Origin of the sequence: Vibrio artabrorum (assembly GCF_024347295.1) — a bacterium.
GTDB classification, from domain to species: domain Bacteria; phylum Pseudomonadota; class Gammaproteobacteria; order Enterobacterales; family Vibrionaceae; genus Vibrio; species Vibrio artabrorum.
Genome location: NZ_AP025458.1, coordinates 2,673,380 through 2,692,494 on the forward strand (window position 1 = coordinate 2,673,380; position 19,115 = coordinate 2,692,494).

The following is a 19,115-nucleotide window of genomic DNA, read 5'->3' on the forward strand; positions in this document are numbered from 1 at the left end:
AAGATGGCTCGCAAAAACCAAAAAGCCCCATGGGAACCAGAAGAAGAAATCATCTGGGTAAGTAAGACAGAAATGAAAACGGACATGGATGCCCTGCAAAAGCTGGGAGAAGAGCTTGTTGGTCTTAAGCCTTCGGTATTAGACAAATTTCCGCTGTCTGAAGATTTGGCACAAGCGATTAAAGATGCACAACGCTTTAAAAATGAAGCAAAGCGCCGTCAACTTCAATACATTGGTAAAGTAATGCGTAATGTCGATCCAGAGCCTATTCAAGCGGCTTTGGATAAGATTCGTAACAAGCACTCACAAGCAACCGCCGAGCTACATAAGCTTGAGCAACTGCGTGATCGTGTTGTTGCAGAAGGTGATGCGGCTATTTCAGAAGTCATGGAAATGTACCCTGAAGCAGACCGTCAGCGTCTTCGTCAGCTGGCTCGACAAGCTAACAAAGAAAAATCCGCGAACAAGCCTGCGAAGTCTTCTCGTGAGATCTTCCAAATCTTAAAAGAGCTAAAGCTAGAAGACTGATCGTTATCTCGCTTTGCTCATAGAGTGAATAAAAGACCTAGCATGCGCTAGGTCTTTTTGTTTTTGACGCACTCGATATCAAGAAGCACTCAATATCAATAAGTACTCACAAGAGTGCTAAATCGTCACTCACCCGCTTTAATAAATGAGCTTAACTCAGGCTGCGGATGATCCGTCGTCAGTGCCTCTATCGAGTCTTCAACCAACACCTTACCTAGCGCCACAAACACAAACTTATTCGCGATACTGCGTGCGTCACCTAAATGGTGAGTCACCATCAAAACCGTAATATTCCGCTCTGCTGCTAATCGTTTTACTAAGCCAAGCATCTCTTCACGCAGCAAAGGATCAAGCGCAGAGAAAGGTTCATCAAGCAGCCAAATATCATGAGGTTGGACAAAACAACGCGCTAACGCGACACGCTGTCGTTGACCGCCGGATAAGTGCTCTGGCAATCTATCCAAATACTCAGCGACGCCAACTTGCGCGGCAGCTTGTTCCACAGCTTGCTTTTGGGTTGCGCTAAGCTTCAAACCTGGATGCAACCCTAAGCCAATATTTTCACGCACAGTCAGATGAGCAAACAGGTTGTGTTCTTGAAACAACATCGCCAACGGGCGTTGGTGTGCCTCTTTACCAATAAGCGATTGGCCAGCCACTGAAATCTCCCCCGATGTAGGCTCGATGAATCCAGCAACTAACGCTAACAGTGTGGATTTACCAGCACCACTCGGTCCCATCAGTGCCACAATATCGCCCTGCTCCGCTTGAAAATCAAAGCGAAACAACTCTCGGTGATAGTGGTAATCCACCGCTTTCATTACTAACATCATCGGTTCCTCAACTCTTTAGCATCGAGCTTAGATCTTCGAGTAAATAAAAATTCAATCAGGCTAAAGCTGCCGACACTCAGTAACAGTAAGCTCACCGATACGACCGCCGCCGCTTCCATTTGATAGCTGCCTAACAATTGGAATAGGTACAAAGGCAGAGTTCTAAAATCTTGGCTACCAAACAAAGCAATCGCGCTTAGGTCACCCATCGCTAGCATAAAGCTAATAGAGAAAGCTTGCGCCATCGGCTTACGCAATGCCCGCCACTCGACTAGCCTAAAACGCGTAAAACCTGCCATTCCTAAGCTTGCGCACACATACTGGTACTGCTGAGACAAATGCAGCATAGGTTGAGCTAAGGTTTTAATGACATAAGGCAGCGCCATTAAGCTGTTAACGGCAATCACAATAAAGAAAGCCAAGCTAAAAACATCGGTGAATGAACGCAGCAATAAGAAGATACCCGTACTGATCACCAGCCCCGGAGTCACTAAGATAATAGTGCCAATCAACTCAATTTTATCGGCTTTAAAATTCTGATTCTGTAAGCGCCATGCTCGGCTGGTCAGCAGTATCGCAATCCCAATACCAACCGCGATAACACTGGCCAAGGACGCGACTTTAACTGAGGTCATTAACGCTGCCCAAAACGGCTCGCTGCTGAGTACAGTCAGTGCTTGCGAATTAATACCACTGACGATAACCATGGCTAATGGCGGCAATACCAGCATTGAGACTAGGATGATCCAAAAGCCATCCCAAGCTTTTGACCACCCGCTGTCCTTAACCAAATATTTCTCTTCCGACAATTGACTGGCCGTTACTGAAATAGGTTTCGATAGCCGTTGAATGCTCACCGCGAGTACACCACACAGCAGCATTTGCCATATCGCGAGCAAAGCACCAGCCTGTAGGTCAAAGTCGAATTTAATCGCCTGATAAATGGCCAGCTCGATGGTGGTTGATTTCGGACCGCCACCGAGTGCCATCACGGTAGCAAAGCTAGTAAAGCACAGCATGAAGACTAAGCCACACACATGAGGCAGTTGTTGTCTTAAACGAGGCCATTCGACCCACCTGAATTTATTCCAGTGACTCATACCCAAATGAGCACACAGCTTATGTTGCTCGGCAGGTACGCTATCTAAGGCTTGTAAAAGTAAGCGACTGGCATAGGGCAGGTTAAAGAAGACATGTGCGAGCAAAATGCCAGTCAATCCATAAATCGAGAATGGCAGTTCAATATCGAAATTCGCCAAAAATTTAGCTAACCAACCACTATTGCCATAAATGGCAAGCAAACCAAACACACCGACTAACACCGGCAGGACTAAGGTCGAGGCGAACAGCCTTAACAACAAAGCACGTCCCCAAAATTGCCTGCGACACAACGCATGAGCAATAGGTATAGCAAAGCCAACGCTCAGCACTGTTGAGAGTGTCGCTTGATAAAAGCTGAATTTCGTCACATGCCAATAGTAAGGGTCTGACCATACTTGGCTGATATCAAGAGAAGGGGCATTGCTAAGCAATGCCCCAACTGCTGAAACCACGAAGGCGGTAATGAGTAGTGCAACCCATACCCCAACCTTAGGTGTTTTCTTTATCATAAATTGATTTTTTACCGTAAATGGTCCACTCAGTGAATATCGAATGAACCTTTAAATACAGAAGTCAGAAAGCTGAGTTTTTTAATGTCAGTCAAAAAGCTCATTGTTTAAATAGTCAGTTAAAAAGTCAGTGCACTCTGCCATTCACGAATCCAAGGCTTACGCTTAGCGGCAATTTCTTCAGACGTAAAGCTTAACGCTTTCTGCGGTACCGTTAGTTGTTCAAACCCTTTTGGCAAATCAATGTTGGTGACTGGGTACATCCAGTTACCTGTTGGTATCGCCGATTGAAACTCGTCACTTAAGATAAACGCCATAAACTCATCGGCAAGCTTTTCATTCTTGCTACCTTTGACCTTAGCTGCAACTTCCACTTGCATGTAATGACCTTCTTCAAAGTTAGCGGCGGCGTACTTAGTGTCACCTTCTGCAATGATGTGGTAAGCAGGAGATGTTGTGTAAGACAATACTAAGTCCGACTCACCCTTTAAGAACATAGAGTAAGCTTCAGACCAACCTTTCGTCACCGTCACTGTTTTCTGCGCCAGCTTTTTCCACGCGGCAGGCGCCTGATCACCGTATACCGACTTCATCCATAACATCATGCCTTGGCCCGGCGTTGAAGTTCGAGGGTCTTGGTAAATAACCTTGAGGTCATCCCGCTGCTCAACCAGTTCTTTCAAGCTCTTAGGTGGGTTTGCTAATTTCTCTTTGTTATAGATAAACGCAAAGTAGCCAAAGTCGTAAGGGACAAAAGTGCTATCGTTCCAACCATTAGGAAGTGTCACTGAAGACGTATCAACATTATGCTCAGCCAATAAGCCCGTCGCTTTCGCTTCCGCCATCAGATTGTTATCCAAACCTAAAACGATATCTGCTTTGCTATTACCGCCTTCAAGGCGCAAGCGGTTGAGAATCGACACACCATCTTCTAGTGCGACAAAATTCACATCACAGCCACACTTTTCTTCGAATGCTTTTTCAATGACTGGACGAGGGCCCCAATCGGCTGCAAAAGAGTCATAGGTGTACACGGTTAAGGTGTTATCTGCGGCAAAGGCAGAAAAAGAGATGGCTGTAGTAACAGCAAGAGTTGTTAATGTGAATTTCACTGGACGCTCTCCATGGTCTGAGCGGCACAGGTTTGAGGGAGGAGAACGGTAGAGGTTGTTCCTAACTCAATTCCTACGCCAGCATTATCTGGTTCAGGTTTACGGGTCCCAAGCGCTTGCTTGATCTCAGCTCGCATTCATTATTTGAATGGTCTGCTCCCCGATGAGTGTTCAGAATTGTAATTCGATTTTTAACAATAAGCTATCAAGTTTAGATCAAAGACGTTGATCGTACCCCCAACGTGGCACTAAACCTTGTTCGATACCCAGATGATCGAGGATGCGAGCGACCATAAAATCAACCAGATCTTCGATCGACTGAGGTTGATGATAAAACCCCGGAGCCGCAGGCATAATCGTCACCCCCATCGTTGAGAGCTTGTGCATATTCTCTAGATGCAGTGTCGAAAATGGCGTCTCACGAACCACCAACAACAGTTGACCTCGCTCTTTCATGACAACGTCGGCCGCTCGTTCAATCAAGTTATCCGACAAACCATGAGCAATGGAAGCCAAGCTGCCCGCAGAACATGGACAAACCACCATCTGCTTCGGTGCGGCTGAGCCAGAGGCAACGGGTGAGAACCAATCATCTTTGCCACACACCACCAGCTTTTCTGGATCGCAACTTAAATGCTTAACCAAGGCTTGTTTTGCCGCATCAGGCCCAGCAGGTAACTTAAGTTCATGCTCTGTTGCCAATACAACGCGCGCTGCAGATGATATCAATAAGTAGACTTGATAATCAGCGGCCAATAGGCATTCAAGTAAACGCAGTCCATAAGGCGCACCGGATGCGCCAGTGAAAGCGAGTGTTATCGCTTTATTGTGTTTTGTCATGTTCTCAATTACTTCAAATAATAAGGTTATGGGCCTGTTAACCTTTGAGTGCCAAGGCATCCAACAGTTTCTGATGAATACCACCAAAACCACCATTACTCATGACCAATATTTGGTCGCCCGCTTGTGCTTCTGAGACAATTTGAGCAACAAGTGCCTCCATGTCATTATTGACATGCGCAGGTTGGTGACAAGCGTCTGCGACATCTTGTACCGACCAATCAATGTTATCCGGTTGGAATAAGTAGGTAGAATCCGCTTGCTTCAACGAATCGGCTAGTGTTTCTTTGTGCACACCACGTTTCATAGTGGCAGAACGAGGCTCCAACACGGCGATGATCTTCTTAGTGTCAACCTTATTACGTAAGCCGCCGAGTGTAAGTTCAATCGCCGTTGGGTGATGAGCAAAGTCGTCATAAACAGAAACACCAGCGACTTCGCCTTTAAACTCCAAACGACGTTTCGTATTAATAAAGGTTGCCAACGATTGACAAGCGAGATCAGGAGTCACACCCACGTGTCGCGCCGCGGCAATTGCCATCAAGGCATTATTGACGTTATGGTCGCCCACTAAATCCCAGTTTACCGTTCCAACACATTCATTTTGGAAGTAGACCTCAAATTGAGAGCCATCTTTAACCAACTTTTTGGCATCCCAGTCACCCAGATCGCCACTCGATTCCGTTTCACTCCAGCAACCGCGAGCGAGAACATCTTGAATAGCAGTATCTTGCTTAGGTGAGAAAATGCGACCGTTGCTTGGCACAGTGCGCACCAAATGATGGAACTGTCGCTTAATCGCTTCAAGATCGTCAAAGATGTCCGCATGATCGAACTCTAGGTTATTCATCACCAAGGTTCTTGGGTGGTAATGAACGAACTTAGATCGTTTATCGAAAAAAGCACTGTCATATTCGTCGGCTTCGACCACAAAGAACATGCTTTCACCAAGACGAGCAGAGATACCAAAGTTACCTAACACACCGCCAACTAAGAAGCCTGGCGCATAGCCACAGTCTTCTAAAATCCAAGCGAGCATGCTTGATGTCGTGGTCTTGCCATGTGTGCCGGATACCGCCAGAACCCAGCGGTCATGCAGTAGAAATTCTTGCAACCACTGAGGACCAGAGGTGTATCTAAGATTATTATCCAATACATACTCAACACATGGATTACCACGACTCATCGCATTGCCAATCACCACCAGATCAGGCCTAGGCTCTAATTGGCTTGGGTCAAACCCTTCAATAATTTCAATCCCTTGAGATTCCAACAAGGTACTCATTGGAGGATAAACATTCGCGTCACTCCCCGTAACCTTGTGGCCTAATTGACGAGCCAATACCGCAGCACCACCCATGAAGGTGCCACAAATTCCTAAGATATGAATATGCATATATTGTTTCCAAACGCTTGGCTCAATGAACCATGTCTAAATCAAACTACTTATGCCCATTATCATTAAATGGTGATTAAAAGCGAGTAGCAATGCAAAACAAATTGAGTCGACATAGTAAGTGAGATCTGTATCGCTTAGTTCATTACCATTAAAAAGATCTTAGCTTTAGAATTTAGGGTAAGCGTCTAGATGAATAAAGCCCACTCAAGAGGCCAATTCTACTGTGCTCAAATCCCCCCTAATATTCAGAGAAGTTTAAGGAAATAACATGTCTGAGATTCGCACCCTTGGTGAGTTCATTGTTGCAAAACAAAATGACTTTCCCCATGCAAGTGGTGATCTTTCATCCCTTTTGTCATCCATTCGTCTTGCTGCAAAAATTGTTAACCGAGAAATCAACAAGGCCGGCCTGGTCGACATTACTGGCGCTGTTGGTACAGACAACATTCAAGGTGAAGAGCAACAAAAGTTAGACCTTTACGCCAATGACAAATTTAAAGCGGCTCTAGAAGCTCGAGACCAAGTTTGTGGCGTAGCAAGTGAAGAAGAAGATGAAGCCGTTGCTTTCAATAAAGAGCTCAACAAAAATGCAAAATACGTGGTTCTAATGGACCCACTTGATGGCTCTTCAAACATTGACGTGAATGTATCGGTTGGTACCATTTTCTCAATCTATCGTCGAGTCTCCCCTATTGGTACTCCACCCACACAAGAAGATTTCCTTCAACCCGGACACAAACAAGTCGCCGCAGGCTACGTGGTTTACGGCTCTTCTACCATGATTGTCTACACAACCGGGGCCGGAGTGAATGGTTTTACCTACGACCCATCGCTGGGGACATTCTATCTATCTCATGAAAACATGATGATTCCAGATAAAGGTCAGATTTATTCGATCAACGAAGGGAACTACTTCCGCTTCCCGACAGGGGTTAAAAAATACATCAAATACTGCCAAGAGAATGAGCCTAACGATAACCGTCCTTACTCATCCCGCTATATCGGTTCGCTGGTCTCAGACTTCCACCGTAACCTTCTAAAAGGCGGTATCTATTTATACCCAAGTACTCAAAGCCACCCTCAAGGCAAGCTACGTTTACTTTATGAGTGCAACCCAATGGCATTTATTATAGAACAGGCCGGTGGTATCGCTTCAGATGGAGTTCAACGCATTCTGGATATTAAGCCAACCGAACTGCATCAACGAGTTCCTTTCTTTGTCGGTTCAACCAGTATGGTACGAAAAGTCGAAGAACTTCTTGAGCTTTACCCGGACTAATTATCTCGCTTATTGATCGAAATGAGCGCCATTAAAAAGCCAGCATTCACATGCTGGCTTTTCGTTGTTCGTGATATCTTTTTTAGGGTAAAGCCGGGTTATCGAACACTATATTTTGATTCTGCCCCCCGCTCAAAGTGGAAGCGGAACCATTTATCGATATCATCACAGATACCAAAGTAACTCTCACCGCGACGCCCTAACGCTCTTGGGTTTTGAGAGCAATACTGAGTTTTTCCCACTTCATAGCCTTGACCATAAGCAGCATACAAGTTTGCATCAATGGATGGTGTAGACGCCGCTTCAGCCAGGCTGGCTTCCGTTTGTTTGGTTTTGCCTTTCAACGCTGTTTCTTCACCAAAAGTCTGCCAATCCATGGTATTAGATGACGTTGGGGGTGGAGTTTGCGCACAACCAAATAGCATTACCGATAATACTACTAGTAGATATTTCATAATTTCCTCCTAATGAAAATATGATTAGCCTATGTCGAGACTGTTCACTAATACGTCAGAATGCTCTCAGTAGTTCATCAACTAAAGCGGTTGTTTGACTTACACCAGTCACCTGAAAGTATTGGTTCATTCCTTGTGAGATCACGCTGATATAAATATACCCACGCTACTCCAAATATAGTCTCGATTTGCTCACGACGATACTCAACCGGAACTTCTTCTAACCGATCGAGTAATGCCAAAACGTCGTCGTTAATGAGATAGACCTCGCCAACGATACTTTTATTTCCAGAAATCATCGCCGGATATGCACCTAAATCAAAAAGCGCATAACTTTCTGGCGTGTTAAACGTGCCTAAATACTCAGACTGTTCCAAATAGTGATGGTTAGATTGCGCTTTTCTCAATGTTCCATAGACGAAAACAAGATGCTGCATAAATACTCCATAAGCCTTTCGATTTACATGCCAACAAGTGGATGCCGATGCCTCTACTCGAATTCAAATTGATAAAGAAGGTCAACGGCACTGTCTAAGCCCGATACCGCTTCAACGTAAAGGTCCTGCATCAATCGATAACGCACCGTAAACTCCCCTAACGAGTTAAAGATACCCACACCATACTTCACCTGTAAGCCTGGAAGAATATAACCACTCACTGTCACTTGAGAGTCATCCCCCGAGCCTGCTGTATCCAGTTGTAAGTCCTGTACACCAAATGCTTCACCGATTTCACCAACCACCTTACCGCTCTTCGCTAAGCTTAAGCCAATTAAAGTCGTTGTCATCGCGCTCCCTGACTCTCCATCGATATCTTGACCACGCAAAAGATAAGATAGCGCGTTCGCTTGTGGCATGGCGGGTTCAGAATAAATCTCGATGTTCGGTTCTGTCGCCGGGCCTGTCACCCGAATCCCAGCAGTCACATCATCTTGAGTATTATCTGGGTTGCGTATCGCACTGATTGCTACGTAGGGCTGATCCGGAGGTCCATTCATTAAAATCTTACCCTTTTCGATCAACAGATCTTGTCCAAATGATCGATAAGTACCGTTGACGATGTTCACTTCACCCGTGATAAATGGGCCTTGATCTTTTTGAGCGACATTCAGCTTACCGACTAAGCCCCCCTTGAGGCCAAAAGCAGAAAGTTTAACGTCATTACCAATCAAAAGATTAATATTGGTCACCACATCAAATGGCATCGTATCTTCGTTTGCTGGCTTAAGATCTTTATTCAAGATGACTTGATCAGAAGAAACACCCACCGCAGAAGGCGGTAAGTCTTCGACAACAATTCGCCCCCAAGGTAAAGCAATATCACCCGTAATTTTCGCAAGGCCCGGAGTGACATCAATAGTCATATCAGGAACGACCTTGACCTTAACCATAGGGGGAATATCAACCATCAACCCATCAGCAAAAACTCTAACATTGGAGTGCCATGCTTGAAGGTCTTGCCAATCCCCTCCACCTTCGATATCGAGGTGACCATCAGGCGTCTCAATATTGGCATCCAGCTTTGCACGATAGCCGTCAAAGTCGAGGTCAATCCGGCCATCTTCAATATCAACGGGTGTGAAATCACCATGAACCTGAATCTCATCAACGGCAAATTGACCAAAGACTTGAGGGTGCATCAAAGAACCTTTCACTTTGAGATCGCTCTCAAGAACCGCTTTCAACCGACTATATTCGCCGAGAATAGGCTGTAAGAAATCCAAATGAAATGCCGTCAATTTAATTGCCGCATCGAGCTGTTTGTCTTCAACACGAATATCCGGTAACGACACCACTCCTGATAAATCACCATTATCAGACACATCCAGGTTAAAGTCGGCTTTCAACTGGTTGTCTTTTAATTGAGCATTCAATACAACGCTGTCCCAACCGAGCGTGATCGTCTCTCCGATTTGTTGAGTAACCTGACCTTTTGGCATATCAACACTTACGGTTACCTCTGGTTGCTGTTGTTGCGACCATTTGGCATGGGCCGTGGCATTGACGAAACCTTGCAGTTGCGTCTCTTTAGGTAAAAAGGCTTTAATCTGCTCGAAGTCGAATTGTTTAATCGTCAACTTCACCTCACCTGACTGACCAACATGAACATCTTCATCCAAACACACGCGCGAATTAGACTGTTTCCAACAATGTGCTTGTACATCGGCAAACTGCTTGTCGACATCAGCCTTAATCGCGACGGGTTGCTCTAATACCCAAGGTCCCTGCTCTGTGGTGATTTTGACTCGATCTAATGAGCCATTCCAAATAAGAGACGGTTTTTGAATCAGCTCACCAGAGACCGCCAAACTTGCAGACACAATGTCCGATACGACGTCCAGTGCCACGGTGTGTTGTTTCTCGCCCCCACTCACCGTTAAGTCGATGCTTTCTACACTTTGGTCTTGATAAGTTAAGTGCTTGGCTTTTAATTCGAGATCGGCCAGAGGGTGCGGCAGTGGCACAAAAGAACCATTAAGCGACAGCGAATCAAGTGTCGCTTCGTTCTTCCAATCAACCTGATTAACATTTAAAGCCAGATTGACTTCCGGCTCTTGTGTGGGGCCGCTCAATTGAATGTTCCCCATCACTTTACCTTTCAGATCAGGGATACTTTTGGCGAGTTCAGGGAAATGAACAGCAATCCCCATATTCCATTGCTTATCAAGTTGCCCCTGCGCCGTAATCGAGTTCACACCATGAGCTATGCGCAAACCACTGGTTTTCAGTTTCGGTTCACCACTCGCATTGCGATCCGATGCCGACAACTGCCCTTCAATGTCCAGTGGGTATTCTCGCAAAATCCCTTCAATATCGAGTTTAGGCAACTCAACCGCCCATCCTCCAGCTTCCGTCAGTTCGCCCGAAGTCACAATGCTTCCACTCATTCTACCTTCGGCTTCAGGCCACTGTATCCCTGGTTGAATGTCGTGTAATGTCACCTTGGCTTGCCAGTGAACTAATGTTTTCCAATTGGCTTTGACCACACCATTTAGCTCCCCCCCCAAAGTCTTCAGGTTAAGGCGCTCAAGATCAATATTCTCCTTTGAACCTTTGCCTTGTAGGTCGATGGCGAGAGCCGGAATATCCTTACCATCCGCTTCGCCTTTAAGCTGCACATTAAAACCATCTAACGTTCCATCGGCTTTGAGTTTCTCAATCGCCGCTTGGTAATCACTTTTACCGGTAAGAGGCCACTGCGCTTGGCCACCTTCTAAAAGGAGGTCAAATGGCAGTGTCGGTTCTAAAGGTTGAATATCACCCGAAATTTTTGCCTCAATCAATTCAGAAAGTTGAGAATCAAGGCTCAGCTTAGCCACGCTGCCGTGCGCGTTCAGCGATAATTTCTGGCCAGCAAGATCCGTTTCTTTGACTAATGCATCTAAAGAAAGATCTAGTGGGTAGCCCCCTTTGAGCTCAACCTTCGTCGCTAGGTTCGCGTTTATTTGTGGCATATCGAGTTCAAGCATTGACACATCCACCGTATGTTTACCCGCGCGCGCCTCAAGCCCAAGGTGGTTCACAACAATGGGGGTTTCTTGCTCTAAGGTAAAACGGTTGAGATCAAATCGCTCTAACACGACCTGTAAAGGTATCCAGACTTCAGGCAATTCAATAGCTGTTTTAGTGGCGGTCTCAGGCTCCACCGTTTCTGCTTGTGGTTCTTCTGTCGATTCAGCAAGCTTAACCTTGAGGTCATTGAATAAGGTGGGTGATACCGTCAGCTTTTCACCCTGCATGCTCAAAGCGGTAGAAAACAGACCCCACTCAATTTTATTCCCCAAAATATTCAGCTTAATATCAGACAAGGCAATACGATTAATCACAATCGGTAGCGGAATTTTAACCGAGGTTACCGGCGGAGTGGGTTCGGTGTCTTCAGAAGAGGCTGGTGGCTGTTTCGTTAAGGTAAAGTCGAGCCCTTGAATGGCGAAGCGGTCAACACATAGCTTAGGGTCAAGCAGGCAACGAGGGTTAATAGCCAAGGCCAATTTTTCAACCTTAGTATCGATATGCAGGCTGTCATCTTTGAATTGGACATTATTCAGCGTAAAGCTTGGGAACAGAGCCCCTTTAGTACTTTCAACCTTGAGTTGTGGTAATGCTTTTTCTGCGCCCCAAAGTACAGTGTTCAACCCTGGGTTGGTGAACAAAACAAAACCGATCAGGGCGATCAACAACAGCAAAATAGACGTCAATGAAATCGACGTCCACTTAATGTATTTGCCCATCACTTTGATCATAATTCTGGCCCTAAACTAAAGTGTAACCGGAACTCATCACCTTTCTCCGCATCTAGGCCCCAAGCAAAGTCTAAACTCACGGGACCGACAGGCGATGCCCAACGAACCCCAACCCCAGTACCATGCTTCCATTCCGGTGAATCATTGAATGCGTCACCCATATCATAGAAGACGGCCCCCCACCAGTTTCCTACCAAACGATATTGGTATTCAAACGAACTGGTTGCTATGTATTTTGCTCCCGTCAATGCACCACTTTGATCTCGAGGAGAGATAGACTCATACCCATAACCACGGATACTGTTATCCCCCCCGGCAAAGAACCTCAGTGAGGGCGGCAGTTTGTCAAACTCATCAGCAAAGTTTCCGCCAAACTGAAGTCGAGTTAAACCTCGGTGATTGTTACCGAGACTTCGGATCCATGCCGTTTGCCCTTGAAAACGTACGACTCTAGTTTCAGACAACAAGGAGTCATCGCCGGCTTCAACCATGATGGTTTGCTTATCTCCCCACATTGGCATAGCCCCCCCACGAGTTCGAGTTCGAGAGAAAGAGATACCCGGCAACACAAATTGTGCTAAATCGTCTTGTAAACCTTGCTCATAGTTCTCGACCAAATATCGAATGGACACCGTGCGTTGCCAACCATTATCGAGACGCCAATGTCTTTCTAACGCCAGGTTTGATTCCAAGCTCTTCGTATCACGATTATCCAAGTTTTTCATGCCGTACTTGATTTGATAATAGTCATGAAGCACATCATCCAACGGAATTTTATAAGTTGCCGTAATGGTCTGCTCTGGCTTAGAAATAGATAGGCTACTATTGAAACTGTGACCTTGTTCGTTAACCCAAGGCTTCTTCCATTTGAGGGTTCCTTTGATACCAAGGTCGGTTGAAACCCCGATGCCGGTTTCGATTTGATTACGCGCCTGCGGTGCAAGACTTACCCTCATTGGAATTTCTCGACCGCCACCCAATTGGCTTAAATCAGGCTCAACAAACACAGAAGAGAACCAATCCGTATTAGATAAGTTTTGGTTATACTCGCCAACTTTAGTAATCGAATAAGGTTCGCCATCTTCAAAGGGTTTGAGTGATTGAACCTTATCATCATTGATTTGGCTTCCGGTAACCTGAGTCGCACCAAAGTGATAACGAATGCCACTGTTATAATGAAGACGAACATAAGCACGATTTAATTCGGGAGCCACCTCTAGCTTACTGAGTTCATACGCACCATCAAAATAACCTTTCGCTAATCCAAGGTTACGTATTGATGATTTCAAAGAATCATAATTTCCATGATTCAGGGTCGAACCTTTAGACAGTTGACTCTTAGCGATCAACGCTAGGAAATCAGGATCATCGCTCGCTTCACCACTCAGAACGATATCCGAAACATAGATAAGAACAGGAGCGCCAGGTTCAACGGTAACAGTAAGCTCAGTGCCATCTTCTGAAGGAAAAAAGGTGATACTCGGTTGGTAGTAACCCAACGCACTCAACGCATCTTTAATCATAGATTCCAAGCGAGATTGGAACCTTAATGAAACCGAATAGTCTTCTTCAGGGATCGCACTCAGATAAGCATCGACATTATCCTCAAGCGCGCCATCAAGCCCTTGAATATCTAGGGATGTGTCAGCATAAGCAAGTGTCGATGACAGTAGAGTGCCAATCAGAACTGGTAAAGTTTTTCTTATCATGTTTAATTGGTGAAGACGTTCTCAAAACGTTAATAAGTGAAAAGAAATAATACCGCTAAAAAGGCATTGAGTCTGTAATAAATCCGGGAATAACACGGTCTAATTTCAAGGCTTATTCAATATTGACCGACCGTTAATATGAGCTCACAGTAAATAAAAGACAGCGCGGTAAACCTATGCGAAAAGGAATATAACATGCTAAATAAACAACAACGGGTTTCTGCAGCAACCGCATTACCGGGGAATGCTGACCCAATCCAGATCACCGAACGTCATTTCGTCAATCAAACTGACCTACAGGACTCGCCAACAGGCTCTCAACAAGAAGTCCTGATCGGTATGGGGTGCTTCTGGGGAGCTGAACGTTTGTTTTGGCAATTGGATGGCGTTATTTCAACATCCGTTGGTTACGCTGGGGGGTACACAGCGAATCCCACATATGAACAAGTATGTACAGGGCAAACCGGTCATACCGAAGTGGTTCGCGTGATTTTCGATAACGAAAAAACTTCATTAGCAACGTTGCTTGAGACCTTTTGGGAACGTCATGATCCCACTCAAGGGATGCGCCAAGGCAACGATTTAGGAACTCAATATCGCTCCGCGATCTACACCTTCAATGAAGAGCAACAGGCTATCGCTGAGCACTCTAAACTTCAATATCAACAAGCCATAACTGAATCATTAGGCAACGAGATCACCACGGAAGTTCTGCCTGCTGGAAAATATTTTTTCGCAGAAACATACCACCAGCAATACTTAGCGAAAAACCCGAATGGTTATTGCGGGTTGGGTGGAACGGGGGTCTGCTTCCCGCCACAATAAAGTGCAGCTAGCATACCAACAAGAACGACACGCATTAAAAAAGGGCTTCCATTAGAAAGCCCTTTTCGCTGTTCATCTATTTGATAAAAACCACTCAATGAACGTCAGTTACACTGGCAGTGCTGCAATTGTGCCGTTCACTTCTTTAAAAATCGTGAGCTTTTGTTTGTCAGAGACTTCAGGAAGCAACACCTTGCCTTGATCAAAGCGAAACTCTCCCACACCTTCAATCGCAAACTGGCCCTTGAACAGGACTTTAACGAAACGCGCCACCTGATGTGGGCGGTAAGTCGAAAATTTTCTTAACATAAGCAACCTCAATTCCATTTGAGTACAACAGTGATCAACCAGGCACCATCACCAAGTTCCAAGCACATACAATCGCTAAATCCGTTAGCAAACAGCGAGATAATCTATGGTTCATCTCGACATTGATGCATTATACATTCCAGCAACATATATGCAACTTGCTTTCACATCGTACGATAAAAAGTTAAAGAGGCATTTTTAAAATTTCATATTATACTTCCAGAGCAACCCCATAAGCGGAACAAAAATATAATGAAAAACAAAACTCTACTGGCTTTATTAGCCGCAGCCTCTCCACTCTTTGCTAATGCTCACAATCTATCAGTAGGGGCTCCCCTACCAGCGGTTGATGTTAGTCGCTATGGTGAAATCATCCTCAACGATGGAAAGACCGATTATCAATCTTGGTCAACCCATGATCTTTTAGGTAAAGTTCGCGTCATTCAAGCTATCGCTGGCCGCAGCAGCTCTAAAGAACTTAATGCACCATTGATGGCAGCCATTACAGCATCGAAGTTTTCAGAAGACAGCTACCAAACCACCACCATCATCAACCAAGATGATGCGATTTGGGGGACAGGGTCTTTTGTTAAATCTTCTGCCGAAAGTAGCAAAGAAGAGTTTCCATGGTCTTCTATGGTCCTAGATGAAGACGGTACCGTCGCGTCATCATGGGCATTAAAAGAACAAAGCTCAGCGATTATCGTGCAAGACAAGCAAGGTAACCTCTTGTTTGTTAAAGAAGGTGTATTGAACGAATCAGAGGTCAGTCAAGTGATTGAGTTGATTAAAGCGAATCTTTAATCAGATATTCACGTCTTTTTCGAGACCTGACCAAAGGATATTGTTATATTATAACAATATCCTTTTTAAATTCTGTGGTTAATCATCCTCATGTGGCAAAACACACCGAACAATGTGAAACGCAAAACAGGCTTCTTGCTTGGGTTGATGCTCATGCTCAGTGTGCTAGCAGCAACACACATTGTAGATATCATCCCAGAGCACCATACTTCGCATCACTGTGAGCTATTTTCGATAAATCAGCTCATTACGCCACACTCACTTCCCCAGCTTCCAGAATTTCCTTCAGCATTTACGGTCGCTATCACAGAGTCTGTCATTCCGTTACAGCGCCTGTATTTCGCTTATTTAGCCCGTTCACCTCCTGTCAAGATCGCTTAATTACCACTATTTTTTAATTAATCTTTATTCAGGAAAAAAAACATGAAACCTACTATTTTAGCCGTTGTTATCGGCATGACTGTCTCAACAAATGTGCTAGCTAACGAAGAATTCCGCTCTCACGAAGCACACGAGCACGGTAAAGTTGAAGTGAATATTGCTCAAGATGGACAAGAATTGCTTGTTGAAGTGACGGCTCCCGGTGCTGATGTCGTAGGCTTTGAGCATGATCCAAAAACTGCGGCGCAAAAGACAGTGTTTAAACAAGCTGTCGCGCAATTAAACAAGCCAGAAGAGCTCTTTGCTTTCAACAATGCAGGCTGTACGCTGAAGTTCAAGTCGGTGACGAACACCTTGGAGAGCGAGCATGATGACCATGAAGGCCATGACCACGCTGAACACGATCATGACGATCACCAGAGCCATGACCATGCAGAGCACGATCATGACGACCACGAAGGCCATAATCACTCAAAAGACGGTCACGGCGAGTTCACTGCCGAGTATCACTACCAATGCTCAGACATTGCGAAGCTGGATACCGTGAGCACTCAATGGTTCTCTCAATTCAGCAACACAAAATTAATGACTGTGAACCTGCTTACTGACAGTGCACAAATTCAAGAAGTGCTTAACGCAGAGCGTGTTAGTTTTCGATTCTAACCAGTCTTAGATTGAATTAAACGTAGATAAACAGCCAAGTTAGTGAACACTTACTTGGCTGTACAGATCGGTGTTGTCTGAGTATTGATTATGTGAATCACACTCCAGTCGCGACACCGCTTTAATTATTGGAGCGAATATGTCTTCTGACCGTTCATCACTCGTGGTCAAACTCGAAAATATCAGCTTTCGTTGGAAACCAGAATTGCCGCCAACGCTAACGATCCCTGCACTGCATATCCAAGCCCAAGAGCACCTTTTCATCAAAGGGCCTAGTGGCTGTGGAAAATCAACATTGTTAGGACTACTGACTGGAATCAACCAAGCCGAGCAAGGGGTAGTATCTATCCTTGGCCAAGATCTCACACAGCAAACTCCTCGCCAAAGAGATAAATTCAGAGCCGACCATATTGGTTATATTTTTCAACAGTTTAATCTACTTCCTTACTTGTCAGTAATCGACAACGTGACACTTCCTTGCCAGTTTTCAAAGATTCGCAAACAGCAAGTAACAGAAAGTAACCACAGCCTACAAGCCACCGCTCAAGATCTATTATTACGACTAAAACTTCCTCAATCCTTAATGGATAAACCCGTTACCGAGTTGAGTATTGGCCAACAACAACGGGTCGCGGCAGCACGAGCCTTAATCGGCCAACCCAAAATCATCATTGCTGATGAACCAACCTCCGCTTTGGATCACGACAACCGAGAAGCCTTTATTGAACTGTTGCTAGAACAAGCCAATCAAGCAGGGTCGACTCTGATCTTTGTGAGTCACGATCCAACACTAGAAAAACTGTTCACTCGAAGCATAGATTTAAAAACCCTTAACCAAGCTAAGGTCGTCGTATGAAAGTTATTACTCACTTAGCCTTAAAAAGCGTGCTCAACCGTAAAGCAACTGCCATTCTCACGATTCTCACCGTCGCGGTGTCCGTCATTCTGTTACTCGGTGTAGAACGTGTCAGAACCGAAGCCAAGAGTAGCTTTGCGAACACCATTTCAGGTACAGACCTGATCGTTGGAGGCCGCTCTGGTCAGGTAAACCTGCTGCTTTATTCAGTATTTCGAATCGGTAATGCAACCAACAACATCGACTGGAAAAGTTACGAGGAATTTAGCCAACACAAAGCCGTAAAGTGGACGATACCCATTTCATTGGGGGATTCACACAAAGGCTTCCGTGTCATGGGAACAAACCACAGCTACTTTGAAAACTATCGCTATGGAAGTAAGCAACCACTTACTTTTAAACAAGGGAAAGAGTTCAACCAATTATTTGATGTGGTAATTGGTGCCGATGTTGCAAAGAAGTTGGATTACAAGATCGGTGATCACATCATTCTGGCACACGGTATCAGTGATGTTGCCTTCAGCCGCCACGATAACCTTCCCTTTACGATTGTGGGAATACTGGCGCCCACTGGAACACCAGTAGATAAGACCGTGCATGTCTCATTGGAGGCAATAGAAGCGATTCACGTTGGCTGGGAATCCGGTGCCAACCTGGGGCACACGCCAGATGCAGAAACATTAAAAACTTTTGATTTCCAACCCAAGCAAATTACCGCAATGATGCTTGGGCTTAACTCGAAGATCCAAACCTTCGCACTGCAACGAGAAATTAATAACTATCGCAAAGAACCATTGAGTGCCATTATACCAGGCATTGCGCTGCACGAATTGTGGGGCATGATGGCCGTGGCAGAACAAGCTCTGCTGATTGTTTCAGGATTTGTTGTTGTCGCCGGTTTATTGGGTATGCTCAGCAGTCTACTCACGAGCTTACAAGAAAGACGCCGAGAGATGGCCATTCTGCGTGCGATGGGCGCGAGACCTCGTCATGTGTTTGGTTTATTGATCAGTGAAGCCAGCACCTTGACCTTCCTTGGCATAACATTAGGTGTTGCGGTGTTGTTTGCACTGATTGCTGTGGTTGCTCCTATTGTGCAGCAAAGTTATGGTATCAACATATCACTATCAGCCATCACATCGCATGAGTGGACACTGCTTATGCTGGTACAAGTGGCCGGAATCATTATCGGCTTTATTCCCGCTTTCAGGGCTTACCGTCAGTCATTATCTGATGGTATGACGATTCGAATCTAAAATAGGAACCTAT

18 protein-coding genes and 1 riboswitch are annotated in these 19,115 nt (G+C 45.2%); of the genes, 8 read left to right on the forward strand and 10 right to left on the reverse strand.

Features of this window, described 5'->3' with window-relative positions:
• Positions 1 to 3 precede the first annotated feature (3 nt).
• Positions 4 to 528: a ribosome biogenesis factor YjgA gene (yjgA, locus tag OCU36_RS12065; RefSeq protein WP_261838197.1), complete on the forward strand. Its 525-nt coding sequence runs from the start codon at positions 4 to 6 to the stop codon at positions 526 to 528.
• Positions 529 to 653: 125 nt separating this feature from the next.
• Here yjgA and thiQ read toward each other — a convergent pair whose 3' ends face one another.
• The 5 genes from thiQ to mpl all read right to left on the reverse strand — a co-directional run bounded on the left by thiQ (position 654) and on the right by mpl (position 6,319).
• Positions 654 to 1,358 (reverse strand): thiamine ABC transporter ATP-binding protein, encoded by a 705-nt coding sequence (gene thiQ, locus OCU36_RS12070; RefSeq protein ID WP_261839736.1) that lies wholly within the window; start codon positions 1,356 to 1,358, stop codon positions 654 to 656.
• Positions 1,358 to 2,971, reverse strand: a complete 1,614-nt coding sequence (gene thiP, locus OCU36_RS12075) for a thiamine/thiamine pyrophosphate ABC transporter permease ThiP (protein WP_261838198.1) — start codon at positions 2,969 to 2,971, stop codon at positions 1,358 to 1,360. Before thiP ends, thiQ begins: the two co-directional genes overlap by 1 nt.
• 119 nt (positions 2,972 to 3,090) lie before the next feature.
• A complete protein-coding gene (thiB, locus tag OCU36_RS12080) occupies positions 3,091 to 4,083 on the reverse strand; it encodes a thiamine ABC transporter substrate binding subunit (protein WP_261838199.1) in 993 nt (330 codons plus the stop codon).
• 53 nt (positions 4,084 to 4,136) lie between these two features.
• A riboswitch (TPP riboswitch) is annotated at positions 4,137 to 4,256 on the reverse strand.
• 43 nt (positions 4,257 to 4,299) lie between these two features.
• Entirely contained in the window at positions 4,300 to 4,923 is a 624-nt protein-coding gene (locus OCU36_RS12085) for a flavin prenyltransferase UbiX (protein ID WP_261838200.1), read from the reverse strand.
• Positions 4,924 to 4,960: 37 nt separating this feature from the next.
• Positions 4,961 to 6,319 carry a UDP-N-acetylmuramate:L-alanyl-gamma-D-glutamyl-meso-diaminopimelate ligase gene (gene mpl, locus OCU36_RS12090; protein WP_261838201.1) on the reverse strand — a complete coding sequence of 453 codons (1,359 nt, stop codon included), beginning with the start codon at positions 6,317 to 6,319 and terminating at the stop codon, positions 4,961 to 4,963.
• A 271-nt stretch (positions 6,320 to 6,590) separates the two neighbouring features.
• Here mpl and fbp point away from each other — a divergent pair, with 271 nt between their 5' ends.
• Positions 6,591 to 7,601: a class 1 fructose-bisphosphatase gene (gene fbp, locus OCU36_RS12095; RefSeq protein ID WP_261838202.1), complete on the forward strand. Its 1,011-nt coding sequence runs from the start codon at positions 6,591 to 6,593 to the stop codon at positions 7,599 to 7,601.
• A 98-nt stretch (positions 7,602 to 7,699) separates the two neighbouring features.
• Here fbp and OCU36_RS12100 read toward each other — a convergent pair whose 3' ends face one another.
• From OCU36_RS12100 to tamA, 4 genes are all read right to left on the reverse strand, one after another.
• Positions 7,700 to 8,056, reverse strand: a complete 357-nt coding sequence (locus tag OCU36_RS12100) for a DUF2799 domain-containing protein (protein ID WP_261838203.1) — start codon at positions 8,054 to 8,056, stop codon at positions 7,700 to 7,702.
• A gap of 77 nt (positions 8,057 to 8,133) precedes the next feature.
• Complete coding sequence (locus OCU36_RS12105; RefSeq protein ID WP_261838204.1) at positions 8,134 to 8,493, reverse strand: gamma-glutamylcyclotransferase family protein; 360 nt, start codon at positions 8,491 to 8,493, stop codon at positions 8,134 to 8,136.
• A gap of 53 nt (positions 8,494 to 8,546) precedes the next feature.
• Positions 8,547 to 12,299 (reverse strand): autotransporter assembly complex protein TamB, encoded by a 3,753-nt coding sequence (tamB, locus tag OCU36_RS12110; RefSeq protein ID WP_261838205.1) that lies wholly within the window; start codon positions 12,297 to 12,299, stop codon positions 8,547 to 8,549.
• On the reverse strand, positions 12,296 to 14,008 hold the full coding sequence (gene tamA / locus OCU36_RS12115) for an autotransporter assembly complex protein TamA (protein ID WP_261838206.1): 1,713 nt from the start codon (positions 14,006 to 14,008) through the stop codon (positions 12,296 to 12,298). Before tamA ends, tamB begins: the two co-directional genes overlap by 4 nt.
• Before the next feature lie 195 nt (positions 14,009 to 14,203).
• Between tamA and msrA the strand changes: the two genes are divergently transcribed.
• Complete coding sequence (gene msrA / locus OCU36_RS12120) at positions 14,204 to 14,833, forward strand: peptide-methionine (S)-S-oxide reductase MsrA (protein WP_261838207.1); 630 nt, start codon at positions 14,204 to 14,206, stop codon at positions 14,831 to 14,833.
• A gap of 108 nt (positions 14,834 to 14,941) precedes the next feature.
• Here msrA and OCU36_RS12125 read toward each other — a convergent pair whose 3' ends face one another.
• Positions 14,942 to 15,142 carry a DUF1107 family protein gene (locus tag OCU36_RS12125; RefSeq protein WP_019821424.1) on the reverse strand — a complete coding sequence of 67 codons (201 nt, stop codon included), beginning with the start codon at positions 15,140 to 15,142 and terminating at the stop codon, positions 14,942 to 14,944.
• Positions 15,143 to 15,394: 252 nt separating this feature from the next.
• Here OCU36_RS12125 and OCU36_RS12130 point away from each other — a divergent pair, with 252 nt between their 5' ends.
• The 5 genes from OCU36_RS12130 (at position 15,395) to OCU36_RS12150 (ending at position 19,102) form a co-directional block, all read left to right on the forward strand.
• Entirely contained in the window at positions 15,395 to 15,946 is a 552-nt protein-coding gene (locus OCU36_RS12130) for a YtfJ family protein (RefSeq protein WP_261838208.1), read from the forward strand.
• A 90-nt stretch (positions 15,947 to 16,036) separates the two neighbouring features.
• Entirely contained in the window at positions 16,037 to 16,327 is a 291-nt protein-coding gene (locus OCU36_RS12135) for a DUF2607 domain-containing protein (RefSeq protein WP_261838209.1), read from the forward strand.
• A 42-nt stretch (positions 16,328 to 16,369) separates the two neighbouring features.
• On the forward strand, positions 16,370 to 16,990 hold the full coding sequence (gene zrgA, locus OCU36_RS12140; RefSeq protein ID WP_261838210.1) for a zinc uptake protein ZrgA: 621 nt from the start codon (positions 16,370 to 16,372) through the stop codon (positions 16,988 to 16,990).
• Positions 16,991 to 17,129: 139 nt separating this feature from the next.
• Positions 17,130 to 17,846, forward strand: coding sequence for an ABC transporter ATP-binding protein (locus OCU36_RS12145; protein WP_261838211.1), 717 nt, complete (start codon positions 17,130 to 17,132; stop codon positions 17,844 to 17,846).
• Entirely contained in the window at positions 17,843 to 19,102 is a 1,260-nt protein-coding gene (locus OCU36_RS12150) for an ABC transporter permease (RefSeq protein WP_261838212.1), read from the forward strand. Before OCU36_RS12145 ends, OCU36_RS12150 begins: the two co-directional genes overlap by 4 nt.
• The last annotated feature ends 13 nt before the right edge of the window (positions 19,103 to 19,115 follow it).

Excerpts from the sequence above, each read along its gene's own strand:
- yjgA (WP_261838197.1), top strand. The coding sequence starts at position 4 with ATGGCTCGCAAAAACCAAAAAGCCCCATGGGAACCAGAAGAAGAAATC.
- thiQ (WP_261839736.1), bottom strand. The coding sequence starts at position 1,358 with ATGTTAGTAATGAAAGCGGTGGATTACCACTATCACCGAGAGTTGTTT.
- thiP (WP_261838198.1), bottom strand. The coding sequence starts at position 2,971 with ATGATAAAGAAAACACCTAAGGTTGGGGTATGGGTTGCACTACTCATT.
- OCU36_RS12085 (WP_261838200.1), bottom strand. The coding sequence starts at position 4,923 with ATGACAAAACACAATAAAGCGATAACACTCGCTTTCACTGGCGCATCC.
- mpl (WP_261838201.1), bottom strand. The coding sequence starts at position 6,319 with ATGCATATTCATATCTTAGGAATTTGTGGCACCTTCATGGGTGGTGCT.
- fbp (WP_261838202.1), top strand. The coding sequence starts at position 6,591 with ATGTCTGAGATTCGCACCCTTGGTGAGTTCATTGTTGCAAAACAAAAT.
- OCU36_RS12100 (WP_261838203.1), bottom strand. The coding sequence starts at position 8,056 with ATGAAATATCTACTAGTAGTATTATCGGTAATGCTATTTGGTTGTGCG.
- OCU36_RS12105 (WP_261838204.1), bottom strand. The coding sequence starts at position 8,493 with ATGCAGCATCTTGTTTTCGTCTATGGAACATTGAGAAAAGCGCAATCT.
- tamB (WP_261838205.1), bottom strand. The coding sequence starts at position 12,299 with ATGATCAAAGTGATGGGCAAATACATTAAGTGGACGTCGATTTCATTG.
- tamA (WP_261838206.1), bottom strand. The coding sequence starts at position 14,008 with ATGATAAGAAAAACTTTACCAGTTCTGATTGGCACTCTACTGTCATCG.
- msrA (WP_261838207.1), top strand. The coding sequence starts at position 14,204 with ATGCTAAATAAACAACAACGGGTTTCTGCAGCAACCGCATTACCGGGG.
- OCU36_RS12125 (WP_019821424.1), bottom strand. The coding sequence starts at position 15,142 with ATGTTAAGAAAATTTTCGACTTACCGCCCACATCAGGTGGCGCGTTTC.
- OCU36_RS12130 (WP_261838208.1), top strand. The coding sequence starts at position 15,395 with ATGAAAAACAAAACTCTACTGGCTTTATTAGCCGCAGCCTCTCCACTC.
- OCU36_RS12135 (WP_261838209.1), top strand. The coding sequence starts at position 16,037 with ATGTGGCAAAACACACCGAACAATGTGAAACGCAAAACAGGCTTCTTG.
- zrgA (WP_261838210.1), top strand. The coding sequence starts at position 16,370 with ATGAAACCTACTATTTTAGCCGTTGTTATCGGCATGACTGTCTCAACA.
- OCU36_RS12145 (WP_261838211.1), top strand. The coding sequence starts at position 17,130 with ATGTCTTCTGACCGTTCATCACTCGTGGTCAAACTCGAAAATATCAGC.
- OCU36_RS12150 (WP_261838212.1), top strand. The coding sequence starts at position 17,843 with ATGAAAGTTATTACTCACTTAGCCTTAAAAAGCGTGCTCAACCGTAAA.